General features: G+C 62.4%; 20 protein-coding genes. 7 read left to right on the forward strand and 13 right to left on the reverse strand.

Annotated elements, in window-relative coordinates; translation table 11 throughout:
- Positions 1 to 22: 22 nt before the first annotated feature.
- Entirely contained in the window at positions 23 to 1,354 is a 1,332-nt protein-coding gene (gene aroA / locus JHW44_RS09140) for a 3-phosphoshikimate 1-carboxyvinyltransferase (protein WP_089344693.1), read from the reverse strand.
- Between the two features lie 113 nt (positions 1,355 to 1,467).
- On the opposite strand from aroA, the gene JHW44_RS09145 reads away from it, so the two are divergent.
- A complete protein-coding gene (locus JHW44_RS09145; protein WP_336385701.1) occupies positions 1,468 to 2,145 on the forward strand; it encodes a DNA alkylation repair protein in 678 nt (225 codons plus the stop codon).
- On the opposite strand, the gene JHW44_RS09150 is transcribed toward JHW44_RS09145, so the two are convergent.
- Positions 2,133 to 2,669: a hypothetical protein gene (locus JHW44_RS09150; RefSeq protein WP_089344692.1), complete on the reverse strand. Its 537-nt coding sequence runs from the start codon at positions 2,667 to 2,669 to the stop codon at positions 2,133 to 2,135. The two genes, JHW44_RS09145 and JHW44_RS09150, sit on opposite strands and share 13 nt — an antisense overlap.
- Before the next feature lie 122 nt (positions 2,670 to 2,791).
- Between JHW44_RS09150 and moaA the strand changes: the two genes are divergently transcribed.
- Together moaA and JHW44_RS09160 are read left to right on the forward strand one after the other, a co-directional pair.
- Positions 2,792 to 3,805 carry a GTP 3',8-cyclase MoaA gene (moaA, locus tag JHW44_RS09155; RefSeq protein ID WP_089344691.1) on the forward strand — a complete coding sequence of 338 codons (1,014 nt, stop codon included), beginning with the start codon at positions 2,792 to 2,794 and terminating at the stop codon, positions 3,803 to 3,805.
- 63 nt (positions 3,806 to 3,868) lie between these two features.
- A complete protein-coding gene (locus JHW44_RS09160) occupies positions 3,869 to 4,015 on the forward strand; it encodes a hypothetical protein (RefSeq protein ID WP_272850267.1) in 147 nt (48 codons plus the stop codon).
- Between the two features lie 8 nt (positions 4,016 to 4,023).
- On the opposite strand, the gene ispG is transcribed toward JHW44_RS09160, so the two are convergent.
- From ispG to JHW44_RS09185, 5 genes are all read right to left on the reverse strand, one after another.
- Positions 4,024 to 5,154, reverse strand: a complete 1,131-nt coding sequence (ispG, locus tag JHW44_RS09165) for a flavodoxin-dependent (E)-4-hydroxy-3-methylbut-2-enyl-diphosphate synthase (protein WP_089344754.1) — start codon at positions 5,152 to 5,154, stop codon at positions 4,024 to 4,026.
- Between the two features lie 84 nt (positions 5,155 to 5,238).
- Positions 5,239 to 5,904: a thiamine diphosphokinase gene (locus JHW44_RS09170; protein ID WP_089344690.1), complete on the reverse strand. Its 666-nt coding sequence runs from the start codon at positions 5,902 to 5,904 to the stop codon at positions 5,239 to 5,241.
- Positions 5,901 to 6,113: a DUF2842 domain-containing protein gene (locus JHW44_RS09175; RefSeq protein ID WP_089344689.1), complete on the reverse strand. Its 213-nt coding sequence runs from the start codon at positions 6,111 to 6,113 to the stop codon at positions 5,901 to 5,903. The genes JHW44_RS09170 and JHW44_RS09175 overlap by 4 nt, the downstream gene beginning before the upstream one ends.
- Before the next feature lie 15 nt (positions 6,114 to 6,128).
- Entirely contained in the window at positions 6,129 to 7,421 is a 1,293-nt protein-coding gene (locus tag JHW44_RS09180) for an adenylosuccinate synthase (protein WP_089344688.1), read from the reverse strand.
- Between the two features lie 240 nt (positions 7,422 to 7,661).
- A complete protein-coding gene (locus JHW44_RS09185) occupies positions 7,662 to 7,901 on the reverse strand; it encodes a SlyX family protein (RefSeq protein ID WP_419182497.1) in 240 nt (79 codons plus the stop codon).
- Positions 7,902 to 7,952: 51 nt separating this feature from the next.
- Between JHW44_RS09185 and hisS the strand changes: the two genes are divergently transcribed.
- Genes hisS through hisG form a run of 3 tightly spaced genes read left to right on the forward strand, consistent with a single transcriptional unit; the run spans position 7,953 to position 11,169 of the window.
- Complete coding sequence (gene hisS / locus JHW44_RS09190) at positions 7,953 to 9,437, forward strand: histidine--tRNA ligase (protein WP_089344687.1); 1,485 nt, start codon at positions 7,953 to 7,955, stop codon at positions 9,435 to 9,437.
- Positions 9,434 to 10,495: an ATP phosphoribosyltransferase regulatory subunit gene (locus tag JHW44_RS09195; RefSeq protein ID WP_336385702.1), complete on the forward strand. Its 1,062-nt coding sequence runs from the start codon at positions 9,434 to 9,436 to the stop codon at positions 10,493 to 10,495. Before hisS ends, JHW44_RS09195 begins: the two co-directional genes overlap by 4 nt.
- Positions 10,492 to 11,169, forward strand: a complete 678-nt coding sequence (gene hisG / locus JHW44_RS09200) for an ATP phosphoribosyltransferase (protein ID WP_089344686.1) — start codon at positions 10,492 to 10,494, stop codon at positions 11,167 to 11,169. The genes JHW44_RS09195 and hisG overlap by 4 nt, the downstream gene beginning before the upstream one ends.
- Positions 11,170 to 11,214: 45 nt before the next feature.
- On the opposite strand, the gene ftsY is transcribed toward hisG, so the two are convergent.
- The 6 genes from ftsY to JHW44_RS09230 all read right to left on the reverse strand — a co-directional run bounded on the left by ftsY (position 11,215) and on the right by JHW44_RS09230 (position 17,988).
- On the reverse strand, positions 11,215 to 12,324 hold the full coding sequence (ftsY, locus tag JHW44_RS09205) for a signal recognition particle-docking protein FtsY (protein ID WP_089344685.1): 1,110 nt from the start codon (positions 12,322 to 12,324) through the stop codon (positions 11,215 to 11,217).
- 110 nt (positions 12,325 to 12,434) lie between these two features.
- Positions 12,435 to 14,051, reverse strand: coding sequence for a glucose-6-phosphate isomerase (gene pgi, locus JHW44_RS09210; protein WP_089344684.1), 1,617 nt, complete (start codon positions 14,049 to 14,051; stop codon positions 12,435 to 12,437).
- Between the two features lie 18 nt (positions 14,052 to 14,069).
- A complete protein-coding gene (pgl, locus tag JHW44_RS09215; RefSeq protein ID WP_089344683.1) occupies positions 14,070 to 14,741 on the reverse strand; it encodes a 6-phosphogluconolactonase in 672 nt (223 codons plus the stop codon).
- A gap of 2 nt (positions 14,742 to 14,743) precedes the next feature.
- Positions 14,744 to 16,195: a glucose-6-phosphate dehydrogenase gene (zwf, locus tag JHW44_RS09220; RefSeq protein WP_089344751.1), complete on the reverse strand. Its 1,452-nt coding sequence runs from the start codon at positions 16,193 to 16,195 to the stop codon at positions 14,744 to 14,746.
- A 60-nt stretch (positions 16,196 to 16,255) separates the two neighbouring features.
- Positions 16,256 to 16,795 carry an RSP_2648 family PIN domain-containing protein gene (locus JHW44_RS09225; protein WP_089344682.1) on the reverse strand — a complete coding sequence of 180 codons (540 nt, stop codon included), beginning with the start codon at positions 16,793 to 16,795 and terminating at the stop codon, positions 16,256 to 16,258.
- Positions 16,792 to 17,988 carry an RSP_2647 family RNA methyltransferase gene (locus tag JHW44_RS09230; protein ID WP_089344681.1) on the reverse strand — a complete coding sequence of 399 codons (1,197 nt, stop codon included), beginning with the start codon at positions 17,986 to 17,988 and terminating at the stop codon, positions 16,792 to 16,794. Before JHW44_RS09230 ends, JHW44_RS09225 begins: the two co-directional genes overlap by 4 nt.
- Positions 17,989 to 18,205: 217 nt before the next feature.
- Here JHW44_RS09230 and edd point away from each other — a divergent pair, with 217 nt between their 5' ends.
- Positions 18,206 to 20,008: a phosphogluconate dehydratase gene (gene edd / locus JHW44_RS09235; RefSeq protein WP_089344680.1), complete on the forward strand. Its 1,803-nt coding sequence runs from the start codon at positions 18,206 to 18,208 to the stop codon at positions 20,006 to 20,008.
- The last annotated feature ends 19 nt before the right edge of the window (positions 20,009 to 20,027 follow it).

The following is a 20,027-nucleotide window of genomic DNA, read 5'->3' on the forward strand; positions in this document are numbered from 1 at the left end:
CGGTCCCGCCGCATCTTCTTCCTTAGCCCAAATCGGCACCAAGACCGCGCATCAACGCTGTGAAATCCGGGAATGAGGTCGCGATCGGGCTGCCATCATCCACCGTGACGGGCGCTTCGCTGGCCATTCCCAGCACCATGAAGGACATGGCAATCCGGTGATCCAGATGCGTGACGGCAGTCCCGCCGCCAGGCACCTTTTCCATGCCATGGACGGTCATGCTGTCGGGCGTTTCCTCGACGGTCACGCCATTGGCCTCAAGCCCGCGAGCCATGGCATCGATCCGGTCGCTTTCCTTCACGCGCAATTCGGCAACGCCATTCATCACCGTCTTGCCCTCGGCAAAGGCCGCGATGACCGACAGGATCGGGAATTCGTCGATCATGCTGGCTGCGCGTTCGGCAGGAACCGAGACGCCTTTCAGCTTGCCGTGGCGAACAATCAGATCGGCAACCGGTTCGCCGCCCTCTTCGCGGTCATTTTCAAAGACAAGATCGGCACCCATTTCCCGCAGGGTGATATACAGCCCGTCACGTGTCGGATTGCGACTGATGCCGGGCACCCGAATCGCGGAACCGGGCACGATCAGCGCTGCAGCCACCGGGAAGGCCGCGCTGGAAGGATCGCGTGGCACGGCAACCGGCTGTGCCCGCAGTTCGGGACGCCCCGTCAGGGTGACGACATGGCCGTCCGGCGTGGTTTCGCTGTGAATTTCTGCGCCGAATCCGGCCAGCATCCGCTCCGAGTGATCGCGCGTCGGCTCGGACTCGATGACCACCGTCTTGCCCGGCGCATTCAGCCCCGCCAGCAGGATCGCCGATTTGATCTGGGCGCTGGCGACCGGCGTGCGATAGCGCACCGGCATGGGGTCCTGCACGCCCTGAATGGTGATCGGCAGGCGACCGCCCTCACGGCTGGTGATCTGGGCGCCGAATTCGGACAGCGGGTCGGTCACACGCGCCATCGGGCGACGTGACAGGCTGGCATCGCCGGTAAAGGTCGCCGTGATCGGCGTGGTGGCCATGGCCCCCATGATCAGCCGCACGCCGGTGCCGGAATTTCCGCAATCGATCACCCCTTCGGGTTCGCTGAAACCGCCGACCCCGACGCCATTGACGCTCCATTCTCCCCTGCCGTGACGTTCGACCTTGGCGCCGAAAGCTGCCATGGCCTTGGCTGTGTCCAGCACATCCTCGCCCTCCAGCAGGCCGGTGATCCGAGTCTCGCCCACGGACAATGCGCCAAGGATCAGCGCGCGATGGCTGATCGACTTGTCGCCGGGGATCTGCGCCTCTCCTGTCAACGGACCGCTGCGGCGAGACGTCATCGGGCGGGACTGGTTGGCATGGGACATGTAAGCACCTTTTCGATTTCGCCCGTCTTTTACCGCTACCATCGACCCGCTGCCACCATGATCTTGAGCTTGGGCAACCCTATTCCTAGAAGACAGGGAACATGAAGGAGCCAATGATGCAGGAACTCGAATCACTCGAGGCGCTGTCCAATGACGACAAGGCCTGCGAAATGGCCGCCTATCACAAGGCCAAGCGACGCTATCTGGGTGTCGGCAATGGCCGGATCGACGAATTGGTGGCCCAGTGGCGCGCCGCGCGCGACCTGCCCGACCGTATCGCTCTGGCCGCTCAGCTTTGGGACAGCGACATCCACGAGGCGCGAATCGCCGCCGCCAAGCTGCTGACACAAGCCCGGATGCGCCCAGACGAGGAGGTCTGGCAACTGATTACCTCATGGGTGCCGCAATTCGATGGCTGCGCCGTCGCGGATGCCGCGATGATTGCGGGGCAAAAGCGGGTCATCGCCGCGCCACAACGTCTGGTCGAGGTCGCGCCGTGGCTGCAGCAGGACAATATCTGGGTGCGGCGCGCGGCGCTGACGATCACCCTGCCATGGGCCAAGATGAACAATCCCAAACCGCATGAAATCGAACAGCGAGAGCTTGTGCTAGGCTGGGCTGCCGGCCTTGTCGAGGATCGCAACTGGTTCATTCAGAAGGCCATCGCCGGCTGGCTGCGCGACCTGTCCAAGCGCGACGCCAGCCGTGTCTCGGGTTTTCTCCAGCAATATGGCGACCGGATGAAACCCTTTGCGCGGCGCGAGGCTGCGCGGCTGATTCAGGACTTGTAGACCTCGAGCTCCGGCAGATCGGTCAGGGACACCCCGATCAGTTGCAGCGCGGGCAGAGACACCTGGCTGCCGCCCGAGGCCGGACCGTCCAGCGGGATCAGATCGACCTTGGCGGATTTTCCGTTCACCGGGTTGAATATCCGCCCGATCCCGCGCGCCTTGACCAGCGGCGTCTTGATCCAGAAGCCGCCCTCGGTCGGATCCCCCAGCGATGCGATGGTGCTGCCCAGACGGGTTTCCGCGACTTCGGGTGCCTTGGCCGCTGCGGCCTTCTGCGCCGCCGTGGTCGTATCCAGCTGCGATGCCGTCGCCTTGGCAGCAGGTTTCGGCGCGGGGGCGCGTGTGATTGCCGTGGCGGCCGCCAGCTGGTCCTTGGTCAGGCTTGTTTCGACCGGTTCGGACTTGGTCGGGGCAGCTTCTTTCGCCTCGGGGCTGACCCTCGGAGAGGTGGTCGTTGCCGGGGTGCAGGCGACCAGCGCCAATACTGCAAGGGCGGTGGTCGCGCCTGTGGTCATCATCCGCATCTGGACGTTCCTCGTGTTCACTGTCGGTCACAGCCTATCCCGCCTATCCTTGTCGCGTCCACCAGCGCTTGCGTGAACGGCGCCGTCTTGTGCGCAGCCTGCCACAAGCCTAGATTGCTGAAATGACACATATCGCGAACGCCCCGCTCATCGACCCATTTGCACGGCCCATCACGTATCTGCGTGTGTCGGTGACCGATCGCTGTGATTTCCGCTGCGTCTATTGCATGGCCGAGCACATGCAGTTCCTGCCCAAGGCGGATCTGCTGACGCTGGAAGAGCTGGATCGCCTGTGCACCTCTTTCATCGGGCTGGGCGTGCGCAAGCTGCGCATCACCGGCGGAGAGCCGTTGGTCCGGCGTGGCATCATGGGCTTTTTCCGGCAAATTTCGCGCCATCTGGGTGAAGGGCTGGACGAACTGACACTGACGACCAATGGCAGCCAGCTGGGCAAATATGCGCAGGAACTGGTCGATTGCGGCGTGCGGCGTGTCAATGTGTCGCTGGATACGCTGGACCCCGAGAAATTCGCCCGCATCACCCGCTGGGGCCGTCTGCAGCAGGTGCTTGACGGCATCGAAGCCGCTGCCCGCGCCGGATTGCGCGTCAAGATCAATGCCGTCGCGCTGAAAGGCGTCAATGACAGCGAATTGTTCGATCTGGTGAACTGGTGCGGCCAGCAGGGACATGACCTGACCTTTATCGAGGTCATGCCGATGGGCGATCTGGGCAATGAGGACCGTCTGGACCAATATTGGCCCCTGACCGATCTGCGCGCACAACTGGCGCAGCGTTTCACGCTGATCGATCTGGCCGAACGCACCGGCGGCCCCGCACGCTATGTCCAGTTGCAGGAAACCGGCCAGAAGATCGGCTTCATCACGCCGCTGACGCATAATTTCTGCGAAAGCTGCAACCGCGTGCGCGTCACCTGCACGGGTGAGTTGTATATGTGCCTTGGTCAGGAGGATCGCGCCGATCTGCGCGCGCCGCTGCGGGCCAGCGAAGACGACGCCCCCCTGCAAGAGGCCGTGCGCGCCGCCATCGCCCGCAAGCCCAAGGGGCATGATTTCGACTATTCGCGTCAGTCGGTCGGCGGGCAGATGACCCGCCACATGAGCCATACCGGCGGCTGAAAGGGCGTTTGCAGTCCATCAAGCTTCTGTTAACCATTTCAGGTTGGCGGAAGGATGAACCCGATGAAACAGCTATTTCTGGTCACGCTTCTGATGGCGCTTGCCGGCCCGCAGATCGCGGCCGCACATGGTGGAGGTTGCCGCAAAAGCTCTCCTCCGGGTCAATGCTGCCACATGGATAATTCGCGGGGCTCGGTTCACTGCCATTAAGGCAGTGATCAGGCCGTCGCCTCGGCTTTCGACTTTTCCGCCTCGAGCGTTTCGGCGCGCGCTTCGACCAGACGCACGATTTCATCGATCATCTGTTCATTGGACAGCTTGTGGCTTTGGCGGCCGGCGACATAGACCATGCCGCTGCCAGCCCCGCCACCGGTAAAGCCCAGATCGGTCATCAGCGCCTCACCGGGGCCATTCACCACGCAACCAATGATCGACAGGCTCATGGGGGTCTTGATGTGCTCTAGGCGTTTTTCCAGCGCCTCGACGGTCTTGATCACGTCAAACCCCTGCCGGGCGCAGGAGGGGCAGGAAATGATCTGCACGCCGCGCGTGCGCAGGCCCAGAGATTTCAGGATCTCGAAACCGACCTTCACCTCTTCGACCGGATCAGCCGACAGGCTGACGCGAATCGTATCGCCGATTCCCGCCCAAAGCAGGTTGCCCAGGCCGACCGCCGATTTCACCGTGCCGCCGACAAAGCCGCCTGCCTCGGTAATGCCCAGATGGATCGGCGCATCGGTTGCCTCGGCCAACTGCTGATAGGCTGCGGCGGCCAGAAAGACGTCACTCGCCTTCACGCTGATCTTGAATTCGTGAAAATCATTGTCCTGCAGGATCTTGATATGATCCAGCCCGCTTTCGACCATCGCGTCGGGGCAAGGCTCGCCATATTTTTCCAGCAGGTGCTTTTCCAGCGACCCGGCATTCACGCCGATCCGTATCGAGCAGCCATGATCGCGCGCGGCCTTGATCACTTCGCGCACGCGCTTTTCATCGCCGATATTGCCGGGATTGATGCGCAGGCAGGCCACGCCCGCCTCGGCTGCCTCGATGGCGCGTTTGTAGTGGAAATGGATATCTGCCACGATCGGCACCGGGCTTTCGCGGCAGATTTCCTTCAGCGCCCGCGTCGTGTCCTGATCGGGGGCTGAAATGCGCACGATATCCGCACCGGCATCCGCCGCACGAATCACCTGATCCAGCGTTGCACGCACATCATGGCCGTCGGTATTTGTCATCGTCTGGACGCTGATCGGCGCATCGCCCCCCACGGGGACATTGCCGACCATGATCTGGCGGGATTTCCGCCGCTCGATATTGCGCCAGGGACGGATCGGGTTCAGCGACATATGGGCCTCCGCAGGTTCGCGCATGAGATATGCCATCCACGGCCATACGGCAACCGCTGCACGTGGCTGTGATCTTCTGCGCTGTCAGGCGTCATCCAGCCCCAGCGCCGACAAGGCATCGCCCAACTGTTCGCGGGGCAGCATGATCAGCATCTTGCCTTCAAGTTCCAGGCTGACCGATCCCGTCGCACGGTTCGAGGTCCCCACCCGCCCATCCGGCGTGAATTCGATCCCGTCGATGGGCCATTCCAGCCCGCTGCTGCGCCCGCGCGATGGCCCCAAAGGATAGAGCGACACCCGCGTGCCCGCCGCCAAGGCCATATGAATACGTGGGGGCGCGACAAAAACGATGTCATTCGAGGTGATCATGATCGTCACTAGCTGCGACACATTGGCCATGGCGGTCAACGCCGCCAGGGTATGATCAAGCCGCAGCCCCGCGAATCCCACCGCCAGGACGAAAGGCGCGTCGATCCGGGTCAGGCATTTGGTGAAATCGGTGCTGTCCTGTTCGGCGACATGGCACAGCCGTTCGGGCGGGATGCTTTGACGGCTGCGCGCGCTGATGCTGTCCAGATCGCCAATCACCCAATCGGGTTGATGCCCGAGCTGGATCGCACGATCGGCCCCGCCGTCCGCAGCGACCAGCAGCGGCGCCACCGATCGCGCAAGTTCAAGGTCATCGGCGGAAACGGCACCGCCGCCGATGACGGTGACAGCCTGTTTCGACGTCACGATGGCCGGGATCATTCCGCCCGGCCGATACCGTTGAACACACGCTTCAGCGGCATGATCCAGATGAACCCCAGGGCAATATAGACCAGCAATTCGATCCAGATCGGCTGGCGGCCCCATTGCCGGTCCATCCAGTTCACCAGTGTGACGGCGACCATGATATAGGCCGGCAGCCCCAGAACCAGGATCAGCAGCGACAGGCGTTTGCGGGTCTTCAGGTTCATGGGGTGCCTCTTGCCTCAGTCCGAGAACGGATCGGTCACAAGGATGGTGTCGTCACGCTCGGGGCTGGTGGACAGCATTGCCACCGGACATCCGATCAGCTCTTCGACGCGGCGCACATATTTGATTGCAGCGGCAGGCAGTTCGGCCCAGCTGCGTGCACCGGCGGTCGATTCCTGCCAGCCGTCCAGCTCTTCATAGATCGGCGTGACCTTGTCCTGCAAAGCCGCCGCCGTCGGCAGATAGTCATAATGCTGACCGTCGATTTCATAGCCGACACAGATCTTCAGCTTTTCGAAACCATCCAGCACGTCCAGCTTGGTCAGCGCAATGCCGTTCATGCCGCTGATCGCGCAGGTCTGGCGCACCAGCACTGCATCGAACCAGCCACAGCGGCGCTTGCGCCCGGTCACGGTGCCGAATTCATGGCCCCGCTCGCCCAGACGCAGGCCATCGGCATCGTCCAGCTCGGTCGGGAACGGGCCTTCGCCCACGCGGGTCGTATAAGCCTTGACGATACCCAGCACGAAATCGATTGCGCCCGGCCCCATGCCGGTGCCCGAAGCCGCAGCCCCAGACATCGTGGTCGAGCTGGTCACATAGGGATAGGTGCCGAAATCAATATCCAGCAGGCTGCCCTGCGCACCTTCGAACAGGATGCGTTTGCCCGATTTGCGGGCCTCGGCCATGATCTTCCAGACCGGCTGAGCATAGGGCAGCAGGCGCGGTGCGATATCCAGCAATTTGGCTTTCAGTTCATCGCGGTCGATGGGCGCAGCGCCCAAACCTTTGCGCAAGGCGTCGTGATGCGCCAACAAGCGGTCAAGACGCGCATCCAGCGTTTCTTCGTCGGCCAGATCCGCCACGCGGATGGTGCGACGGCCCACCTTGTCTTCATAGGCCGGGCCGATGCCGCGCCCGGTCGTGCCGATCTTGGCCTTGCCTGCGGCCTCTTCGCGCAGCTTGTCCAGATCCTGATGCAGCGGCAGGATCAGCGGCGTGTTCTCGGCAATCATCAGACGCTCGGCCGAAATATTCACACCCTGCGCCGTCAGCTTTTCGATCTCGGCAAAAAGCGACCAGGGGTCCAGCACGACACCATTGCCGATGACGGCCAGCTTGCCATCACGCACGATGCCCGAAGGCAACAGCGACAGCTTGAATACCTTGTCGCCGATGACCAGCGTATGGCCCGCATTATGTCCGCCCTGAAAACGCGCGATCACATCGGCGCGTTCGCTCAGCCAGTCAACGATCTTGCCTTTGCCTTCGTCGCCCCATTGCGCGCCGACAACCACCACATTGGCCATGAGCCGGTCCTTCCGTTGCCCGAAATTTGTTCGGCTCAGGGTCTAGCGCATGGGGCCGCAAGGGGAAAGCGGCGAAATGAAATTCGTGCAACACCGTCGCAAGGGGCCGCGGGGCAACGCGCCGACGCGGTGCGCCCCCTCGATGGGGGCGCACCGCGTTCCCCGCCCCATTTCACCCCCGCCATTTCACCCCCGCCATGTTACAATTCCATGTTACGGCCACAGGTCACCAATCCCGCCCTACCAATGCGGCGGCCGCTGATCGGCCAGCGTCACGGAATTGCCGTTTTCGGCCTCGCGTGCCGCTTCCGCGCGCATCAGCATCTCGACCTTGCGGGTCAGGCGCGCGATCTCGGCATCCTGACGCGCGATGACATCGCTCAGATCCTCGGCCACCCGGCTCAAATGTGCCAGGGCCTCCTCGAGTCGCCCGATCCTGTCCAGATCTGCCATGTGATTCTCCTGCATGTGCTTGTCCATAGCGCGCCCTTCCGTTACAGCAGCCTCGGATTTGGCCGAAAAGGCAGCACCATGGCGAAAAGTCAGAAAAAACAGCCCCGTCCCAAGGCGGAAACGCCGAAGGGCTTTCGTGATTATTTTGGCGCTGATGTCACCGAGCGCAAGGCAATGCTAGACCGCATTGCCGAAATCTATCACCGACACGGTTTCGACCCCTTGGAAACCAGCGCGGTGGAAACGGTCGAGGCGCTTGGAAAATTCCTGCCCGATGTCGACAGGCCCAATGCCGGCGTCTTTGCATGGCAGGAAGAGGCCGTCCCGGGCGGAGGTTCGGGCGACTGGCTGGCATTGCGCTATGACCTGACCGCGCCGCTGGCGCGTGTCGCGGCGCAGTTCCGCAATGATCTGCCCAGCCCCTATCGCCGCTATGCGATGGGTCCGGTCTGGCGCAACGAAAAACCCGGCCCCGGACGGTTCCGTCAGTTTTATCAATGCGATGCGGATACGGTCGGTTCGGCCTCGGTGGCGGCGGATGCGGAAATCTGCGCCATGCTGGCCGATGCGCTGGAAGCGGTGGGGATCAATCGCGGCGACTACATCGTCCGGATCAACAACCGCAAGGTTCTGAATGGCGTGCTCGAAGCTGCGCAGGTCGAGGGCGGCGACAAGGCCGATGACGTCCTGCGCACCATCGACAAGTTCGACAAGGTCGGACGCGACGGCGTTCTGGCGCTGCTGACCACCGGCCGCAAGGATGCCAGCGGTGCCGAGATCGAAGGCGTCGGGCTGCGCCCCGATCAGGCTGAACCGGTTCTGGCCTTCCTGACCTCCAAGGGGGCAAGCAACGCCGAGACTCTGGCCAATCTGCGCAGCGCGGTCGGCGACTCGGCCATCGGAGCCGAAGGCGTAGACGAGCTTGCTCAGATCGCGGCCATGCTTGACGCCATGGGTGTTGGTGGTGATCGTGCCATCATCGACCCCTCGGTCGTGCGCGGCCTTGGATATTACACCGGCCCCGTATTCGAGGCTGAACTGACCTTCGAAATTCTGGACGAGAAGGGTCGCAAGCGCCAGTTCGGCAGCGTCGCCGGTGGTGGCCGCTATGACGGTCTGGTCGAGCGTTTCACCGGGCAGAAGGTTCCGGCCACCGGCGTCTCGATCGGGGTTGACCGCCTGCTGGCCGCCCTGCGCGCCAAGGGTCTGGCCGGTGAAGCCCAGATCGGCCCCGTGGTCGTGACGGTCATGGATCGCGACCGGATGCCCGACTATCAGGCCATGGTCGCCGAATTGCGCAACGCAGGAATTCGGGCCGAGGTCTATCTGGGCAACCCGAAGAACTTTGGCAACCAGTTGAAATATGCCGACAAGCGCCGCGCCCCCGTGGCCGTGATCCAGGGCGGGGATGAGGCCGAACGTGGCGTGGTGCAGATCAAGGATCTGGTTCTTGGCGCGCGAATCGCGGCCGAGGCCAGCCTCGAGGAATGGAAGGCCCAGCCTGCCCAGACCGAGGTCGCGCGCAGCGAGTTGGTGGCAGAAGTGCGGCGGATTCTGGGATGATCTCGAAACGGGACAAACGCAATCTCGGGCAACGGGCACTGGCCGTGTTTCGCGATGCCGGTGCCGAAGAGATCGTGCCCGATATCCTGTTGCCTGCCGAAAGCCTGCTGGATCTTTACGGCGAGGACATTCGTGCCCGCGCCTATGTGACCAATGACCCGATCCGGGGCGAGATGATGCTGCGCCCCGATTTCACGGTTCCCGTCGTTCAGGCGCATATGGCAAACGGCGCAGAGCCTGCCCGCTATTGTTATCTGGGCGAGGTTTTCCGCAAGCAGGACATGGGCGACACCCGCCCTTCGACCGCGCGCGATAATGAGTATCTGCAAGCCGGATTCGAGTTGTTCAGCCGTGACCCTGACGCCGATGCCGAAGTCTTTGGCATGTTTCACGACCTGCTGCGCCCCTATGACGCCCAGGCAGTGATCGGTGACATGGGCCTGCTGATGGCAGCCGTGCGCACGCTGCCCGTATCACAGGCGCGCCGCGACGCCCTGCTGCATCATATCTGGCGACCCGCTCGCTTTGCGCGGCTGTTGTCACGTTTCTCGGCGCCGGTCGCACCGCGCGAATTCCCTGACAGCAATGCTCCATGGGCCGGCATGCGCCGCCAGGACGAAATGGAAACTCGCATCGCGCGACTGCAGGCCGATGCCAGCACGCCCCCCCTGCCCGATATCTGGGCCAAGCGCCTGCGGGAGCTGTTTTCCCTGCGCGGCACATTGACCGAGGTGACAGCCAAGCTGGAACGGATCACCCAGGACTGGCCCGAAATTGCCGGTTCGGCCAAGGGCGTCATTGCGCGTGCCTCGGCACTGGCGGCACGCGGAATCGATCCTGACACGATTCGCTATGATGCCGAACATGGTCGCAACACCATGGAATATTACGACGGTTTCACCTTCAGCTTTTCTGCCGGGCGCGAAGACTGGCCGCCACTGGCTTCGGGCGGGCGCTATGACGCGCTGACCCGCGTGCTGGGCAAGGGACGCGAGATTCCGGCGGTTGGCGGTATCCTGCGCCCCGGCCTGCTTGCCGAACTGGAGCAAAGCCAATGATCCGACTGGGTGTGCCGTCCAAGGGGCGGCTGATGGAACAGACCTTCGACTGGTTCGCAACGCGCGGCGTGCGCCTGTCGCGATCCGGGTCCGACCGCGAGTATGCCGGTCAGGTCGAGGGCGCGGATGGCGTGTCTCTGGTCCTGTTGTCCGCCGGAGAGATTCCGCGCGAACTGGTTGCCGGTCGCATCGAACTGGGCGTGACGGGCACCGATCTGGTGCGCGAAAAACTGCCGGGCTGGGCTTCGGACCTGGAAGCAGTTGCGGAAATGGGCTTTGGCCATGCCGATCTGATTCTGGCCGTTCCCGAATGCTGGCGCGATTGCGAAGATCTGGACGATCTGGCCACCATTGCCCGCGATTTTCGCGCTGCCCATGGCTTCCGCCTGCGCATTGCCACAAAATACCACCGGCTGGTCCGGGCATGGCTGGCCCGCCATGAGGTCGCGGATTATCAGTTGATCGACAGCCAGGGCGCGACCGAGGGCACCGTCGCCAATCACACGGCCGAGGCGATTGCCGATATCACCTCGTCGGGGGCCACGCTGCGGGCAAACAACCTGAAGATTCTGGACGAAGAGCCGATTCTGAAATCTCAGGCCACATTGTTCGCCAACCGGCGCGCGAAGGGGCCCGAGATGCGGAAATTTCTGGATCAGCTTGGCTTGAACTGAGCCTGTCAGACTGATGCCGCGCGAATCACGCGCGGCACGGCCTGCTTACAATCCGACCAGCGCGCGGGCGAATTCATCGGGATCGAATGCGTCCAGATCGTCGATCTGTTCGCCAACGCCAATGGCATGGATGGGCAGCCCAAAGCGGTCTGCCAGCGCCACCAGAACCCCGCCCCGTGCCGTTCCGTCCAGCTTGGTCATGACCAGCCCGGACACATCCGCCAAGTTGCGGAAGGTCTCCACCTGCCCCAGCGCGTTCTGGCCCGTCGTCGCATCCAGAACCAGCAGGGTGTTATGCGGGGCCGAAGGATCCTTCTTGCGGATGACCCGGACGATCTTGGCCAGTTCCTCCATAAGGTCCTGGCGATTTTGCAGCCGTCCTGCCGTGTCGATCAACAGCAGGTCGGCGCCATCGGCCTCGGCACGGGTCATGGCGTCAAATGCAAGGCTTGCCGGATCAGAACCCTGTGCGGCCACCATGACCGGCACGCCGGCACGGGTGCCCCAGACCTGCAACTGCTCGACTGCGGCGGCGCGGAAAGTATCACCGGCAGCAATCACCACATTCTTTCCCGCCGCCTTGAACTGGCTGGCCAATTTTCCGATCGTCGTGGTCTTGCCCGAGCCGTTCACGCCAACCACCAGAACCACCTGCGGCTTCTTGGGATAGATCGGCAACGGACGGGCCACCGGCGACATGATCCGCGCGACCTCGGCCGCCAGCAATTCCCTGAGTTCACGCGATGTCACCCGCCGTCCCATCCGGCCCTCGGCGATATTGGCCGTGACCCGCAGCGCAGTTTCAACGCCCAGATCGGCCTGCACCAGCATGTCTTCCAGATCCTCCAGCATGGCGTCGTCGAGCGCCCTGCGGGGTTCCTCTGGCTTGGCCTCGGAGCGGCCGAACAGGCGCCCGACCAACCCAACGGCTTTCGCGGGCTGCGCAGGGGCAGGTTCCGGGCTGGCCGGTTGCGCGGTCTTGGTCGGCTCGGGGTTCGCTGGCGGCGCAGGGGTCGGTTCGGGTGCGGGGGGAGGCTCGGGTGCCGCCGGGGCATCCGCTTCGGGCGCACCTTCCTTGACGATATCGTCCAGCCCTTCGGCTATCTTCGAGGAAGAGCGAGTCAGCCGCTCGCGCAGTTTGTTAAAAAACGACATATCCGAACCTCTATTCGTCGGCGCAACCCTAATGCTTTGCGCCGACAAGGAAAAGGCGGCGCAAGCCCGCGCCGCCATTCATCGCTGTTCTCATCAGGTGACGGCGCATCCTAGGAGGGCTGGCGCAAATCCTGAAACAATTTCGCCAGATGCCGGGTCGAGGGATCATGTCCTTCGCCCGAATCGCCTTTCAGCAGCGGCTCGACCTGCAGGGCCAGTTCCTTGCCCAGTTCGACCCCCCATTGGTCAAAGCTGTTCAGCCCAAGAATCACCCCTTCGACAAAGACGCGATGTTCATAGAGGGCGATGATCTGACCCAGCGTGAAGGGCGTCAGCTGCGGGATCAGCAAGGTTGTCGAAGGGCGATTGCCGGGGAACACCCGATGGCGCGCCTGCCGGTCCAGTTCCGCCCCTTCAAACCCCTTGGCCCGCATCAGCCCACGCGCCTCTTCCAGGCTGCGCCCGCGCATCAAGGCTTCGGATTGGGCAAGGCAATTGGCGGCCAGAAGGATATGGTGATGCGCCAGTTCCTCTTCGTGGCCACGCGCGGCCAGAATGAACTCGCAGGGAACCGGGGTCGTGCCCTGATGGATCAGTTGATAGAAGGCATGCTGGCCATTGGTGCCGGGCTCTCCCCAGACCACCGGCCCCGAATTCATGGCAAGATCGCTGCCATCCATCGCGACGCGCTTGCCATTCGATTCCATTTCCAGCTGCTGCAGATAGGCGGGCAAACGCATCAACCGGTTGTCATAGGGCAGAACCGCGCGGGTCGGATAACCGCAGATCTGATGATGCCAGATTCCCGTCAGCGCCAACAGCACCGGCAGGTTGCTGTCCAGCGGCGCGGCACGGAAATGCGCATCCATGGCGGCACCACCGGCCAGAAAATCGGCAAAGTCCTCGGGACCGACCGCCAACATGACCGACAGTCCGATCGGGCCCCAAACCGAATATCGGCCGCCTACCCAATCCTCGAACCCGAAGACGCGGCTGCTGTCGATGCCAAAGGCCCCGGTCTTGTCGACGGCCGAGGACAGCGCCACGAATTGCGCTGCCGGTTCTGCGACCGCACCCGCCATCCAGTCGCGGGCCGTCCTGGCGTTGGTCATGGTCTCTATGGTCGTGAAGGTTTTCGAGGCCACGATGACCAATGTGGTTTCGGGGTTCAGTCCCCGCAGGGTATCGGCAATATCGGCGCCATCAACGTTTGACACGAAATGCGTGCGTGGCCCGTCATGATAAGGCGCCAGCGCCAGCGTCGCCATATAGGGCCCCAGATCCGATCCGCCGATGCCGATATTGACCACATCGGTGATCTTGCCGCCCTGCCCCGTGAATTCGCCGCTGCGAACCTTGCTGGCAAAATCGGACATGCGCGCGAATGTATCGCGCACCTTCGGCATGACGTCCTGTCCATCCACCAGCACGCTGCCGCCCAGATTGCGCAGGGCGGTATGCAGGACGGCGCGGTTTTCGGTTTCATTGATCTTCTCGCCGGCGAACATCGCATCGCGACGCGCCTCGACATGGGACTGTCGCGCCAGTTCCAGCAGCAGGTCACGCGCGGCCGAATCGATGGTCGTTTTCGACCAGTCGAAGACAAGATCATCGGCCGAGGTGCAGAATGCTTCGGCGCGGGCGGGCTCGGATGCAAACAGATCGGTGATGCGCAGGTCTTCTTGAGCCGCGCGGCAGGATGCCAGCCGGGTCCAGATATCAGTCATGCCGAAAATATCCCTTGTTCATTCCGCCCAATGGACGGTCGCATTGTCCAGAAAGGCACGGATCGGCGCCTCGATTGGATCAAGTTTCAGCGCCTTTTCCAATGCCTGGCGTTTTTCAGGCCCCATGATCAGGACATGGGTGTGTATGGCGTTGTTCAGAACCGAACGCGTCAGAGTGATGCGCGGCTCTCCGGCACCCTCGGAACGGATCGGCATCAGCATCGGGCTGTCCTTAGACATGGCCGTTGCAAGACCTTCGGCGCCAGGAAAGAGGCTGGCGGTATGCATGTCATTGCCCATGCCCAGCAGCGCCACCGTAATCGGCAGATGTGCGGCCAGATTCTTGCCCAATTCGTCAACCGCGTCTTCGGGTTCGGGCTGACCTGTATAGAGGTCTATGTAGTTCGCACCGGCGGCACGATCCTTCAGCAGATGGCGGCGCAACAAGCGGCTGTTCGAACGCTTGTGATCGCCATCGACCCATCTTTCGTCGCCCAGAAAGACCGTCACCCGATCCCAATCGATATCCGTGCCGCTCAGCGTTTCGAACACCGGCATGGGGGTCGTTCCGCCGGGCACGCAGAGGCTGGCCTCGGCGCCCGAGCGCAATTGCTGCGCCAGTTGCGAAGCCAGTTTGTCCGCCAGCGACAGGGCCAGCATTTCCCGGTCGGGGTATTCCTTGAATTCCATGCTCATGATCGGATTTCCCTCCAGCGTCGATTGTCGCGATGCATCAACCGCAAGGCCTCATCCGGTCCTGAAGATCCCGCGTCATAAGGCTCGGGAGCTTGCTTGCTGTCCTCCCAGGCATTGATGATCGGGTCCGTCCAGGCCCAAGCCGCCTCGACCTCATCGCCGCGCATGAACAGCGTCTGGTTGCCGCGAATGACATCCATGATCAACCGTTCGTAGGCATCGGGCATGTCCTGCCCCTCGGTGCCAAGCGCATCGGCGAAGGACATGTCCAGCGGCACCTGTACCAGACGCATCCCGCCGGGGCCCGGTTCCTTGATCATCACCTTCAGGTTCATACCCTCATTGGGTTGCAGTCTGATGACAAGCTGGTTGGCCTTGGGCGCGCCGGTATCGTCAAAGATCGAATGCGGCGGCTCCTTGAAGGTAATGGCGATTTCACTGGTGCGCGCACGCAGCTTCTTGCCGGTGCGCAGGTAGATCGGCGTTCCCTGCCAGCGCCAGTTCGAAATCCGCACCTTCATCGCGACATAGCTTTCGGTGCGCGAATCGGGGTTTTCCGAATCCTCGAGATAGCCGGGGACATCGCCATCGGCCTGATATTGGCCACGCACGATATCGCCCGGCTCAACAGGTTCCAGCGCCCGGATCACCTTCAGCTTCTCGTCGCGAACCGCATCGGGGTCAAAGTGATAGGGTGGCTCCATCGCGATCAGGCAAAGCAGCTGCATCATATGGTTCTGAACCATATCGCGAATTGCGCCGGACTTGTCGTAATAGCTGCCACGTCCGGCCACCCCGACCGTCTCGGCCACGGTGATCTGAATGTGGTCGACATATTGCGCATTCCACAAGGGCTCGAACAGCACATTGGCGAAACGCACGGCCATCAGGTTCTGGACGGTTTCCTTGCCCAGATAATGATCGATCCGATAGATCTGATGTTCGTCGAAATGCTGGGCCAGTGTCGCGTTCAGCGCCCGCGCGCTTTCAAGATCACGGCCAAAGGGCTTTTCGACCACGATACGGCTGTCGTCATCTGCGATCCCATGCCCGGCCAGACGTTCGGCAATGTCACCAAAGAGAGACGGCGCGACCGAGAAATAGAAGGCATGAACAGCCCCCTCGCGCATCCGCGACTTCAGTTCCTTCCAGCCGCCCTCGCCCTTGGCGTCAATGGGCGTATATCCAAGCAATTCGAGGAATTGTGCCAGACGGGGATCATTTTTCTTGACGCCGGCGAATTCCGAGATCGCCTTGCAGGCCTGATCGCGAAACGCCTGATCATCCTGATCGGTGCGCGCGGCACCGATTATCCGAGAGCTCTCCGGGATCTGCCCGGCAACAAAGCGCCGGAACAGTCCGGGCAGAATCTTGCGATGTGCAAGATCGCCAGTGGCACCAAAAATGACCAGATCGAAATCATCGACCGGAATGACGCGCGAGACCATGCTGTCCTCCTTACCGTCAGCATTTGCCATAGCTCTTGTTAGCGATAACAGCAAGTCGGATCAACCTTTCATCAGTTTGGCAAGCCGGGGCAGCCTGCTTCGTTTCAACATTTGTGGAAGGGCAATATCTCCGCCCATCTCCACGGCCTTGGCATGAACCCGGGTGATCGCCTGCGCTACAAGAGCCTCATCAAGCCTGATCAGTTCCAACAGGAATGCATCTGGGTGAATCGCACGCAAACCCAGCCCCTGCATCACATGACGGGGGAAATCACGCAAATTTGCGGTGACGATATGGGGCGCCGATACATGCAGGGCCGCCTCGATGACATGACGGTCCGCGGCGTCCGGCAGATCCAGGTCGATGGCGCGCTGCCCGTCATGCGCCGCCATGGCATCGGGAAAGCGCAAGGACAGCAGGGCAATCTCGGCACCTGCCACCAACTCCTGTTCCCTGCCCAATCTGCCCGCCGCATGACGCCATTCGTCCAAGATACGCTGCGACCAGACAGGCTGGAACAGCCCGCCGGTCGCGACTTCGATCAGGATCTCGCGCAAGACCGTGGGAAACAGCACATTTGCGTCGAGAACTGCCCTCATCCGTCCAGCCGGAAGAACAGAGACTTGAGATATCCCGTCTCGGCCAGTTGCGGCAGGGTCGGATGGTCGGGACCAGCCTGCCCGCTATAGATCTGCACGCTGCGCCGTCCGCCACGACCGATGCCGCGCGCACTGGCATTGCGGAAATGGGTCAGATCGGCAGCATGCGAACAGCTGCACAGGGCCAGATATCCGCCCGGTGCCACCAGAGGCGCGGCAAGCTTGGCCACACGTTCATAGGCGCGCAGGCCGGCCTCAAGCGTCTGCCGCGAGGGCGCAAATGCCGGAGGATCACAGACCACCAGATCGAACTGGCGTCCCTCGGCTGCCATGGCCTCCATCGCCTTGAACGCATCGGACTGCACGGTTTCAAGATCGCCTTCCCGCCCGACGGCCCGGGCACCTTCGACCGCCAGTTTCAGCGCGGCGGCGCTGCCATCGACACAGGTCGCATGATTCGCCCCGGCTGCCAGGGCCGCCAGGCCAAAACCACCAACATGGCTGAATACGTCCAGAACTCGGCTTCCCCTTGCCAGACGTTGGGCAAAGGCGTGATTGGGTCGTTGGTCAAAGAAAATGCCGGTCTTCTGTCCCCCCATCACATCCGCGAAATAGGTTGCACCATTCATGATGACCGGCACGGCTTGTGTCGGGGCCTCGCCCACAAGGGCCTCCATGCGCTCATCCAGACCTTCAAGGCTGCGCGCACGCCCCTGCCCGTTCAGAATGACGGTCTTGACCCCGGTCACATCCACCAAGGCCTGCGCGATCTGCAAAGCCATCCTGTCCGACCAGGCGGCATTGGGCTGCATGACCGCGACCTCGCCGAAACGGTCGATGATCAGCCCCGGCAGGCCGTCGGCTTCGGCATGAACCAGACGATAGAAAGGCGTATCATAAAGACGTTCGCGCATCTGCAGGGCGATCCGCAGACGCTTCCTGATCCATTCCGCGTCGATCTGCGCGTCCACGTCACGATCCATCACCCGGCCAACGATTTTCGAGGCCGGGTTGACCGAGACCAGCGCCATGGGCCGACGCTCGGCATCCTCCAGCACCGCAAAATCACCTGGTGCCAGATTGCGCGTGCGCCGGTCAAGCACGGCTTCATCGGCATAGACCCAGGGAAAACCGTGACGGATGGCCTGGGGTTTGGATTTCGGGCGCAGGCGGATAACGGGCAGATCATTCATGACGACGGTTCCTTTTCTCGTGCCGATCTCGCATGCCATCCCAAAAGGCACAAGAAGCAAGCAGCGCACAAAAAGCGCGAATCTGCTAGCGTAGCGTGACCATGATCGGACCGGCGTTTCATGAATGATCAAGGCCAGACGGGACAGAGATCGACGCAAAGCTTGAATAGTTACCGCTAACATTATATCAAGGCGCCGCTGCAGAGGAGCCCAGACGATGACCCTGAATGCTACGATTGACCGCGTGACAGACCGCATCAGATCGCGCTCGCAAGACAGCCGCGATGCTTATCTCAGAAAGATTGCCAAAGCCGCCGAAGATGGCCCCCGTCGTGCGCATCTGTCCTGTGGCAATCAGGCCCATGCCTATGCCGCCATGTCCGACAAGGATGACATGGCCACGACACGCAAACCCAATATCGGTATCATCACCGCCTATAATGACATGCTGTCGGCGCATCAGCCCTATGAACGCTATCCCGATCTGATCCGCCGCGCAGGACATGAGGCGGGGGCTACCGTGCAGGTTGCCGGTGGCGTTCCCGCCATGTGCGATGGCGTTACCCAGGGCCGTCCGGGCATGGAACTGTCGCTGTTTTCGCGCGATGTGATCGCCCTTGCTGCCGGGGTCGCATTGTCACATGACTGCTTTGATGCTGCGCTCTATCTGGGGGTCTGCGACAAGATCGTGCCCGGCCTGGTCATGGCCGCCGCGACATTCGGCCATGTGCCCGCCGTCTTCCTGCCCGCCGGACCCATGCCCTCGGGCCTGCCCAATGACGAAAAATCGCGGGTGCGCCAACAGTTCGCCTCGGGCGAGGTCGGACGCGAGGCCCTGATGGAGGCTGAAATGGCATCCTATCACTCGCCCGGCACCTGCACATTCTACGGAACGGCAAACAGCAACCAGATGCTGATGGAATTCATGGGGCTGCATCTGCCCGGTTCCAGCTTCGTCAATCCGAATACCGAGCTACGCGATGCGCTGACCCTTGCAGGTGTCCAGCGCGCGGCCGCGCTGACCAGGCTGGGGAACGACTATCTGCCCGCTGGTCACGTGCTGGATGAAAAGGCCTTCGTGAACGGCATGGTTGGCCTGATGGCTACCGGGGGATCGACCAATCTGGTGATGCATATTCCGGCCATGGCACGGGCCGCGGGCATCCATATCGATATCGAGGATTTCCACGACATTTCCGAAGCCGTGCCACTGATGGCACGCGTCTATCCCAATGGTCTTGCGGATGTGAACCATTTTCACGCCGCTGGCGGCATCGGCTACATGATCCATCATCTGCTGGACGCCGGATTGCTGCATGAGGACGTCAAGACGATCAATGGCACCGGGCTGGACGGCTATACCACCGAACCGAAGATACTGGACGGACGGCTGCAATGGCAGGCTGGCACGGACACTTCGCTGAATGACAAGATCCTGCGCCCGGTGGCCAATCCCTTCGCGCAGACGGGCGGGCTGAAGCAGTTGCAGGGCAATCTGGGCCGAGGCGTCATCAAGGTCAGCGCCGTTGCGCAGGACCGCCATATCATCGAGGCCAGGGCCCGCGTCTTTTCCGATCAGGAACAGGTCAAGGAGGCCTTCCGCGCAGGAGAGTTCACCGAGGATACCATCGTCGTCGTGCGTTTCCAGGGACCGCGCGCCAATGGCATGCCCGAGCTGCACTCGTTGACGCCGACGCTGGCAGTCCTGCAGGACCGCGGACTGAAGGTCGCCCTGGTGACAGATGGCCGGATGTCAGGGGCTTCGGGCAAGGTGCCCGCCGCGATCCATATTTCGCCCGAGGCCTCGGTCGGTGGCCCCTTGGCGCGTGTGCGCAATGGCGATGTGATCCGGCTTGATGCGACCATGGGCACGATCGACTGCCTGGCCGAGGATTTCGAAACCAGAACAGCAGTTCCCTTCGAGGCCGGCGACAGCATCGAAGGCATGGGGCGGGAAATGTTTGCCGCCTTCCGCGCGGTTGCCGGACCGGCAACCTCGGGTGCGGGCGTCGTCGTCTGAGGACGGTGGCCCGTCGGCA

The organism is Paracoccus seriniphilus (assembly GCF_028553745.1).
GTDB classification, from domain to species: Bacteria; Pseudomonadota; Alphaproteobacteria; order Rhodobacterales; family Rhodobacteraceae; genus Paracoccus; species Paracoccus seriniphilus.

Excerpts from the sequence above, each read along its gene's own strand:
- pgl (WP_089344683.1), bottom strand. The coding sequence starts at position 14,741 with ATGGAATTCAAGGAATACCCCGACCGGGAAATGCTGGCCCTGTCGCTG.
- JHW44_RS09185 (WP_419182497.1), bottom strand. The coding sequence starts at position 7,901 with ATGGACAAGCACATGCAGGAGAATCACATGGCAGATCTGGACAGGATC.
- edd (WP_089344680.1), top strand. The coding sequence starts at position 18,206 with ATGACCCTGAATGCTACGATTGACCGCGTGACAGACCGCATCAGATCG.
- ispG (WP_089344754.1), bottom strand. The coding sequence starts at position 5,154 with ATGTCGCTGAACCCGATCCGTCCCTGGCGCAATATCGAGCGGCGGAAA.
- JHW44_RS09145 (WP_336385701.1), top strand. The coding sequence starts at position 1,468 with ATGATGCAGGAACTCGAATCACTCGAGGCGCTGTCCAATGACGACAAG.
- JHW44_RS09175 (WP_089344689.1), bottom strand. The coding sequence starts at position 6,113 with ATGAACCTGAAGACCCGCAAACGCCTGTCGCTGCTGATCCTGGTTCTG.
- JHW44_RS09170 (WP_089344690.1), bottom strand. The coding sequence starts at position 5,904 with ATGATCCCGGCCATCGTGACGTCGAAACAGGCTGTCACCGTCATCGGC.
- aroA (WP_089344693.1), bottom strand. The coding sequence starts at position 1,354 with ATGTCCCATGCCAACCAGTCCCGCCCGATGACGTCTCGCCGCAGCGGT.
- hisS (WP_089344687.1), top strand. The coding sequence starts at position 7,953 with ATGGCGAAAAGTCAGAAAAAACAGCCCCGTCCCAAGGCGGAAACGCCG.
- JHW44_RS09180 (WP_089344688.1), bottom strand. The coding sequence starts at position 7,421 with ATGGCCAATGTGGTGGTTGTCGGCGCGCAATGGGGCGACGAAGGCAAA.
- JHW44_RS09225 (WP_089344682.1), bottom strand. The coding sequence starts at position 16,795 with ATGAGGGCAGTTCTCGACGCAAATGTGCTGTTTCCCACGGTCTTGCGC.
- ftsY (WP_089344685.1), bottom strand. The coding sequence starts at position 12,324 with ATGTCGTTTTTTAACAAACTGCGCGAGCGGCTGACTCGCTCTTCCTCG.
- JHW44_RS09150 (WP_089344692.1), bottom strand. The coding sequence starts at position 2,669 with ATGCGGATGATGACCACAGGCGCGACCACCGCCCTTGCAGTATTGGCG.
- zwf (WP_089344751.1), bottom strand. The coding sequence starts at position 16,195 with ATGGTCTCGCGCGTCATTCCGGTCGATGATTTCGATCTGGTCATTTTT.
- JHW44_RS09160 (WP_272850267.1), top strand. The coding sequence starts at position 3,869 with ATGAAACAGCTATTTCTGGTCACGCTTCTGATGGCGCTTGCCGGCCCG.
- hisG (WP_089344686.1), top strand. The coding sequence starts at position 10,492 with ATGATCCGACTGGGTGTGCCGTCCAAGGGGCGGCTGATGGAACAGACC.
- pgi (WP_089344684.1), bottom strand. The coding sequence starts at position 14,051 with ATGACTGATATCTGGACCCGGCTGGCATCCTGCCGCGCGGCTCAAGAA.
- JHW44_RS09230 (WP_089344681.1), bottom strand. The coding sequence starts at position 17,988 with ATGAATGATCTGCCCGTTATCCGCCTGCGCCCGAAATCCAAACCCCAG.
- JHW44_RS09195 (WP_336385702.1), top strand. The coding sequence starts at position 9,434 with ATGATCTCGAAACGGGACAAACGCAATCTCGGGCAACGGGCACTGGCC.
- moaA (WP_089344691.1), top strand. The coding sequence starts at position 2,792 with ATGACACATATCGCGAACGCCCCGCTCATCGACCCATTTGCACGGCCC.